The organism is Collimonas fungivorans, from assembly GCF_028292705.1.
GTDB classification, from domain to species: Bacteria; Pseudomonadota; Gammaproteobacteria; order Burkholderiales; family Burkholderiaceae_D; genus Collimonas; species Collimonas fungivorans_B.
On record NZ_JAQGLV010000396.1, the window covers coordinates 1 to 7204 of the forward strand.

The window sequence follows — 7204 nt, forward strand, 5'->3', positions numbered from 1 at the left end:
AAGTCTGCCAAAACAAGCTTGCCCACCATGACCAACACCACGCATTTCGGTTACGAAACCGTCTCCGAGGACGATAAAGTCCACAAAGTCGCCGAGGTTTTCCATTCGGTCGCGCCTAAATACGATGTCATGAACGATCTGATGTCGGCCGGCCTGCATCGTGTCTGGAAGATTTTCACCATCGCCCAGGCGGCGATACGCCCCGGTTTCAAGGTGCTGGATATCGCCGGCGGCACCGGCGACCTGGCCAAGGCCTTCGCCAAGCGCGCCGGGCCTACCGGCGAAGTCTGGCTGACCGACATCAACGAGTCGATGCTGCGCGTCGGCCGCGACCGTCTCTTGAATAAAGGCTTGTCGACCCCCACCTTGCTGTGTGACGCGGAGAAATTGCCGTTTCCGGACAACTACTTCGACCGGGTGTCGGTGGCCTTCGGTTTGCGCAACATGACGCACAAGGATGCGGCGCTGGCGGAAATGCGGCGCGTATTGAAGCCGGGCGGCAAGTTGCTGGTGCTGGAGTTCTCGAAAGTGTGGGAACCGCTGAAAAAGCCCTACGACGTTTATTCGTTTTCCGTGTTGCCGTGGCTGGGCAAGAAAATTGCCAATGATTCTGAAAGCTACCGCTACCTGGCTGAGTCGATCCGCATGCATCCCGATCAGGACACCCTGAAGCAGATGATGACGGATGCCGGCCTGGCGCGGGTAGAGTATTTCAATTTAACTGCCGGTGTGGCAGCCTTGCATACCGGCATAAAACTGTAGGAGCTCGCATGAAGAGATTTTTGCTGGTGTTGCTGATGGTCGCAACTACCTTGTCGTTGACAATATCGAACGCCGATGCGCGCCGCCTGGGTGGCGGCGGTTCGTTCGGCAAGCAGTCGTCCGGGATTTCGCGCCAGGCGCCAAGCCAGCCGACGCAAAATTTCGGCAATACCAACCAGGCCCGTCCGGCCACGCCAGCCGCCACGCCGCAAGGCGTTCCACCTAAGCCGGCCAGCCCATGGAAGGGCATCCTCGGCGGCGCCTTGCTGGGCCTCGGCCTGGGCGCGCTGATGTCGCATTTCGGCATGGGCGGCGCATTCGGTTCTTTCCTGATGATGGCCTTGCTGGCAGTCGCGGTGATTTTTGTTGTGCGATTGGTAATGCGCAAGAGCAGTAATACCCCGGCGCCGGCCGCTTATTCCGGCGCGAATTCTCCTGCCGCCAGTTTTGACAGCAACTCTTCCGGTTTTACCCCGGAAATCGGCTCGCGCATCAATTCCGGCCCCTCGTTCCAGTCTTCTGCGCCGGCGGGACACAGCGCGCCCTGGGGCATTCCCGACGATTTCGACGTGCCAGGCTTCGTGCGCAGCGCCAAGACTTACTTCATCCGCCTGCAAGCCGCCTGGGACAAGGCCGACATCAACGATATCCGCGAATTCACCACGCCCGAGATGTTCGGCGAGCTGCGCCTGCAATTGCAGGAACGCGGCGCATCGCCTAACAACACCGACGTGGTGCAGCTGGACGGCGAGCTGATGGGCATCGAAACCATAGGCAGCGATTACCTGGCCAGCGTCAAGTTCACCGGCCTGATCAAGGAAGTGCCGGAAGCGTCGGCGGAACCGTTCACCGAAGTCTGGAACCTGTCCAAGCCGCAAACCGGACAGGGCGGCTGGGTTTTGGCGGGGATCCAGCAGATCAATACATAAATGCCAAGGCTGTAGCAGGCCCTGGGCCTGACAAACTGATAAACTTGGGACCGCCCGTGAATAATCACGGGCGGTTTTATTTTATGACGATGACTCCTCCAATCAATTTCACGCCGATCACCGCCGCCGTCAACCATTTGCTGGCGCAAGAACCGTGGGCGCAACGCATCCTGGCCGCGCATGCGGACAAGGTCGCCTGCTTCGACGGCGGCGCCGTCAAGCTGGCCTGGCAGGTCAGCGCCGACGGCCTGCTGCAGGCGCCGCCGCCGGAGACGGCCGTGAACGTCACGATCCGCGTCAACCTGGCTGACCTGCCGTTGATTGCGCAGAACCGCGAACGCGCTTTTTCCTACGTGAAGATCGAAGGCGACGCCGATTTCGCCAACGCCATTTCGCAAGTCAGCCAAGGGATACGCTGGGATGCCGAGCACGACCTGAGCAAGCTGGTGGGCGACATCGCCGCGGTGCGCATCGTCGGCGGCGGCAAGACGCTGATCGCCGGCGCGCTGGCGACCCACAAGAAGCTGGCGGAAAACGTCGCCGAATATTTCCTGGAAGAGCAGCCGATGCTGGTGCGGCCGCAGGCGGTATCCGATTTTACGAATGATGTCACCAGGCTGCGCGACGACCTGGAACGGCTCGCCAAACGCATCAACAAACTGAAGACCCCATGATCCTGAAATTCCTGCGCCTGTTCAAAATTGTCCGCGTCGCCGTGCGTTACGGTCTGGACGATATCGCCATGTCGGGCTTCGACACGCCGCGCATTTCCAAGCTGATCGATACCCTGATTTTCTGGCGCGATATTTCAGCGCCGCGCGGCGAGCGCCTGCGCATGGCGCTGGAAGAACTGGGACCGATCTTCGTCAAGTTCGGCCAGGTGCTGTCGACCCGCCGCGATTTGCTGCCGGGCGACATGGTCGACGAACTGGCGCGCCTGCAGGACCGGGTGCCGCCCTTCAGTTCCGACCTGGCGATCGCGCAGATCGAAAAATCGCTGAAAGCCCATCCGGACGAGCTGTTCGCCAGTTTCGAGCGGGTGCCGGTGGCTTCGGCATCGATCGCCCAGGTGCATTTCGCCACGCTGAAGAACGGCAAGGAAGTGGCGGTCAAGGTGCTGCGGCCCGGCATGAAAAAGTCGATAGACGAAGACGTCGCGCTGATGCACATCGCCGCCGGCCTGGTGGAAAAACTGTGGGCCGACGGCCGCCGCCTGAAGGCGCGCGAAGTGGTCGGCGAATTCGACAAATACCTGCACGACGAACTGGACCTGATGCGCGAGGCCGCCAACGGCAGCCAGCTGCGCCGCAACTTCGCCAATTCCGATCTACTGGTGGTGCCGGAAATGTACTGGGATTACTGTTCGTCGTCGGTGATTGTGATGGAGCGCATGCACGGCATTCCGATCTCGCAGCTGGACCGCCTGCGCGATGCCGGCGTCGACCTCGGCAAGCTGTCGCGCGACGGCGTCGAGATCTTTTTCACGCAGGTATTCCGCGACGGTTTTTTCCATGCCGACATGCATCCCGGGAATATCCTGGTGTCGGTGGCGCCGGCCACCTTCGGCCGCTATATCGCGCTTGATTTCGGCATTGTCGGCACCCTCAACGATTTCGATAAAGACTATCTGTCGCAAAACTTCCTGGCGTTTTTCCAGCGCGACTACAAACGCGTGGCCGAAGCCCACATCGAATCCGGCTGGGCGCCCAAGGAAACCCGGGTCGACGAGCTGGAGTCGGCGGTGCGCGCCTGCTGCGAACCGATCTTCGACCGGCCGCTGAAAGACATTTCCTTCGGCCAGGTGCTGCTGCGCCTGTTCCAGACTTCGCGCCGCTTCAATGTCGAAGTGCAACCGCAGCTGGTGCTGCTGCAAAAGACTTTGCTTAACGTCGAAGGCCTGGGCCGCCAACTCGATCCCGACCTCGACCTGTGGAAAACCGCCAAGCCGCATCTGGAACGCTGGATGAGCGAACAGATGGGCTGGCGCGGCCTGATCCAGCAGCTGAAGATCGAGATGCCGCGCTACAGCAAGCTGCTGCCGCAACTGCCGCGCCTGGCGCACCAGGCGTTGACGCAAGCGGTCGAAACCAAAAACGAGCAAAACAATGAATTGATGTGGAAGCTGATTGCCGAACAGCGCCAGACCAACCACTTCCTTGGCGTGCTGGTGTACGTCGGCGGCGGTCTGGCGGCGGGCGTGCTGCTGACGCTCTTGTACCTGCGTTTTGCACACAGGATCTGGTGGTAAGCCATGGCGCCGCCGGATAAGGTTGCCAATAAGGTTCCCCAGTTCGCCAGCCGCGATCCCTCGCATCCCGATTTCTGGAGCGATCGCTTCGAGCAGGACTTCATCCCCTGGGACATGGGCGGCGTGCCGCAGGCGCTGCAGCAGTACCTGACACGCAGCCAGCCGGTCGCGACCCTGATCCCCGGCTGCGGCAGCGGCTACGAAGTGGCTTTATTGTCGGAAGCCGGCTGGGACGTGACCGCCATCGATTTTTCCAGCGCTGCCGTGAACGCCGCCCGCACTGTGCTGGGCAAATGGTCGGAACGGGTGCTGCAGGCCGATTTCTTCACCTACCAGCCGCCGCGGCCGCTCGGGCTGATCTACGAACGCGCCTTCCTGTGCGCGCTGCCGCCGGCCAAACGCACCGATATCGTCAGCCGCTGGGCCGAGCTGTTGCCGGCGGGGGCAACATTGGCCGGTTTCTTCTTTTTCGATGACAATCCGAAAGGGCCGCCGTTCGGGATCGGCCGGGCCGAACTGGAACGCTTATTGCATGCCGGTTTCGAGCTGGCCGACGAGCGCGAGGTGGACGATTCCATTCCCGTGTTTGCCGGCAAAGAGCGCTGGATGGAGTGGCGGCGGCGCGCCTAGACCGTTGTTTTTACTGAGGTCGTGGGGCGGCTTTTTTTACATAAATTACAGACGCCTTGCTACAATTGGCGGTTTTTCGCACCCCCTGGACCTGAAGACATATGGCGCTGCTCGAAATCCGTAATGTCAGTCGTCGTTTTGGCGACTTTGCCGCAGTTGACAACATCAGCCTGTCGATTGAAGCCGGCGAATTCTTTACTTTGCTGGGACCTTCCGGCTGCGGCAAAACCACCTTGCTGCGCATGATCGCCGGTTTCGACCTGCCGGATTCCGGCCAGATCCTGCTGGACGGCGTCGACCTGGTGGGCATTCCGCCGGAACAGCGGCCGGTCTGCACCGTATTCCAGAATTACGCGCTGTTTCCGCACATGACGGTCTCGGCCAATATCGCGTTTCCCCTGAAAATGGCCAAAGTGCCGGCCGACCAGATCCGCACCCGGGTCGAAGAGGCCCTGGAAGACGTGCGTCTGACCGGTTTCGCCGCGCGTTTCCCGCATGAATTGTCTGGCGGCCAGCGGCAGCGGGTGGCGGTCGCGCGGGCGCTGGTATCGCGTCCCAAGCTGCTGCTGCTGGATGAACCGCTATCGGCGCTGGACGCCAAGCTGCGCGAGCAGATGCAGATCGAGTTGATCAATTTGCAAAAAGAAGTCGATATCACCTTCGTCTATGTCACCCACGACCAGGGCGAAGCGCTGGCGCTGTCGCACCGGATCGCCGTCATGAACCGCGGCAATGTCGAGCAGCTGGACGAACCTTCGCGCATCTACAGCTATCCGCGCACCCGTTTCGTGGCCGACTTCATCGGCACCTGCAACCTGCTGGACGGCGCCATCGCCAGCGTCGACGGCGCTTCCATGAAACTGGATGTGCCCGGGCTCGGCCTGGTCAAGAGCGCTTTGCCGTCGGAAGCCGCGGTCGGCCGCAAGGGCACTTTGGCCTTGCGCCCGGAAAAAATCCACATCAGCGCCGAGATCAGCACCGACACCGCCGAAAACCACTTCAAGGGTTTCGTCAAAGAGCTGCTGTACCTGGGCGATGTCACCGTCTACATCGTACAGACCGAGGGCGGCACCACCATCGAGGCATTGCTGGCCAACTCGGCCGCCGGCCGCGCCAAGTTCTTCGAAGTCGGCGACATGGTCGACATCGCCTGGCAATTCGACGCAGGGCATTTCTTGTATGAATAAGGCAGCAAATGAGGCGGCAAATAAGTTGTCCAGCGCCGCAGCCAAACGCGGCCGCATGGCGCGCTGGCTGATCAGCGGCCCGCCGCTGTTCTACCTGCTGCTGTTCTTCGCCATCCCCAGCCTGATCATGGTGTTCGCCTCGGTGCGTTATGCCGGCGATTACGGCGGCCTGGCGCCGGTGTTCGACGAGGCCGGCAAGCTCAACCTGACACTGGAGAATTTCCAGCGCTTCACTTCCGATTTCATCTACACCGCGATCTTCCTGAAGTCGCTGATGTATGCGCTGATCACCACTTTCTGCTGCCTGCTGATGGCTTATCCGCTGGCGCTGCTGATCGCGCGTAGCCCCAAGAAATACCGCGACCTGCTGATCCTGCTGGTGATCCTGCCGTTCTGGAGCAACTTCCTGATCCGCGTCTACGCCTGGATGATCATCCTCGGCCCGCAATCGGGCCTGACCCAAGCGGTCAACTATATATTGGGGCTGGCCGGGATCGAGCCGGTGCGCCTGTTGTTTACCGCGTTTTCAGTGATTGTCGGCCTGGTCTACGTGCATCTGCCGTTCATGGTCTTGCCGCTGTACGCCAACCTGGAAAAGCACGATCCGGCCCTGGTCGACGCCGCCCAGGATCTGGGCGCTTCGGCCTGGCAGCGCTTCTGGCGCATCACGTTTCCGCTGTCTCTGCCTGGCGTCTACGCCGGCGCCGCGCTGGTGTTCATCCCGGCGCTGGGGATCTTTGCGGTGTCCGACATCCTGGGCGGCACCGGCAGCGACATGATCGGCAACGTCATCAAACAGCAATTCCTGGAAACCCGCGACTGGCCGTTCGGCAGCGTGCTCTCCATCGTGCTCACGGTGGCGGCCCTGATCGCCGCCGGCATCGCGGTGCTGGTGGCACGGCCGAGGAGGGAAGCATGACTAATGTAATCCGCCGTCCGCTCGGCCTGTGGCTGGTGGCGCTGGCCGTTTACGCCTTCCTGTATGTACCGCTGATCATCGTGGTGGTGTATTCCTTCAACGATTCGCAGCTCAACGCCGAGTGGGTTGGCTTCACGCTGGACTGGTACCGCAAGCTGTTCCATAACGAAGAGATGCTGCGCGCCGCCGGCAATTCGTTGCTGATCGCGCTGGTCGCCAGCGCCGCTTCGACCTTGCTCGGGACCATGGCCGGTTTCGCCATGCACCGCTACAAGCTCAAGCTGCTGCCCTTGCTGGTGCTGACGCCGATCGCCATTCCGGAAATCCTGGTCGGCGTCTCGCTGCTGATTTTCTTCGTGATGCTCAACATCACGCTGGGTCTGGTGTCGATCGCCCTGGCGCATATCGCTTTCTGTATAGGTTTCGTGGCGATCGTGGTGCGTTCGCGCCTGTCCGGCATGGATGAAAGCCTGACCGAAGCGGCGCGCGACTGCGGCGCCACGCCGATGCAGGCGTTCCGCCTGGTGAC

At 61.3% G+C, this 7204-nt stretch carries 8 protein-coding genes; all 8 read left to right on the forward strand.

Going from position 1 to position 7204, the window contains the following annotated elements; all coding sequences use genetic code 11:
• Positions 1-27 precede the first annotated feature (27 nt).
• Positions 28-762, forward strand: a complete 735-nt coding sequence (gene ubiE, locus JWQ61_RS21310) for a bifunctional demethylmenaquinone methyltransferase/2-methoxy-6-polyprenyl-1,4-benzoquinol methylase UbiE (RefSeq protein WP_041741166.1) — start codon at positions 28-30, stop codon at positions 760-762.
• Positions 763-770: 8 nt separating this feature from the next.
• Complete coding sequence (locus JWQ61_RS21315) at positions 771-1691, forward strand: Tim44 domain-containing protein (RefSeq protein ID WP_304362282.1); 921 nt, start codon at positions 771-773, stop codon at positions 1689-1691.
• Positions 1692-1780: 89 nt separating this feature from the next.
• A complete protein-coding gene (locus JWQ61_RS21320) occupies positions 1781-2365 on the forward strand; it encodes an SCP2 domain-containing protein (protein WP_304362288.1) in 585 nt (194 codons plus the stop codon).
• Positions 2362-3939, forward strand: a complete 1578-nt coding sequence (gene ubiB / locus JWQ61_RS21325) for a ubiquinone biosynthesis regulatory protein kinase UbiB (protein ID WP_304362283.1) — start codon at positions 2362-2364, stop codon at positions 3937-3939. The genes JWQ61_RS21320 and ubiB overlap by 4 nt, the downstream gene beginning before the upstream one ends.
• Before the next feature lie 3 nt (positions 3940-3942).
• The gene (locus JWQ61_RS21330; RefSeq protein ID WP_304362284.1) at positions 3943-4569 is read left to right on the forward strand and encodes a methyltransferase domain-containing protein; all 627 of its coding nucleotides are present in this window, start codon (positions 3943-3945) and stop codon (positions 4567-4569) included.
• Positions 4570-4670: 101 nt separating this feature from the next.
• Positions 4671-5756, forward strand: a complete 1086-nt coding sequence (locus tag JWQ61_RS21335; RefSeq protein WP_304362285.1) for an ABC transporter ATP-binding protein — start codon at positions 4671-4673, stop codon at positions 5754-5756.
• Positions 5757-5781: 25 nt separating this feature from the next.
• Positions 5782-6675 (forward strand): ABC transporter permease, encoded by an 894-nt coding sequence (locus tag JWQ61_RS21340; protein ID WP_304362286.1) that lies wholly within the window; start codon positions 5782-5784, stop codon positions 6673-6675.
• The coding region (locus JWQ61_RS21345) for an ABC transporter permease (protein WP_304362287.1) at positions 6672-7204 on the forward strand (533 nt) is incomplete at its 3' end. The genes JWQ61_RS21340 and JWQ61_RS21345, both read left to right, overlap by 4 nt.

Bases quoted from the DNA above. Each gene is read 5' to 3' on its own strand.
- ubiE (WP_041741166.1), top strand. From the start codon at position 28: ATGACCAACACCACGCATTTCGGTTACGAAACCGTCTCCGAGGACGAT.
- JWQ61_RS21315 (WP_304362282.1), top strand. From the start codon at position 771: ATGAAGAGATTTTTGCTGGTGTTGCTGATGGTCGCAACTACCTTGTCG.
- JWQ61_RS21320 (WP_304362288.1), top strand. From the start codon at position 1,781: ATGACTCCTCCAATCAATTTCACGCCGATCACCGCCGCCGTCAACCAT.
- ubiB (WP_304362283.1), top strand. From the start codon at position 2,362: ATGATCCTGAAATTCCTGCGCCTGTTCAAAATTGTCCGCGTCGCCGTG.
- JWQ61_RS21330 (WP_304362284.1), top strand. From the start codon at position 3,943: ATGGCGCCGCCGGATAAGGTTGCCAATAAGGTTCCCCAGTTCGCCAGC.
- JWQ61_RS21335 (WP_304362285.1), top strand. From the start codon at position 4,671: ATGGCGCTGCTCGAAATCCGTAATGTCAGTCGTCGTTTTGGCGACTTT.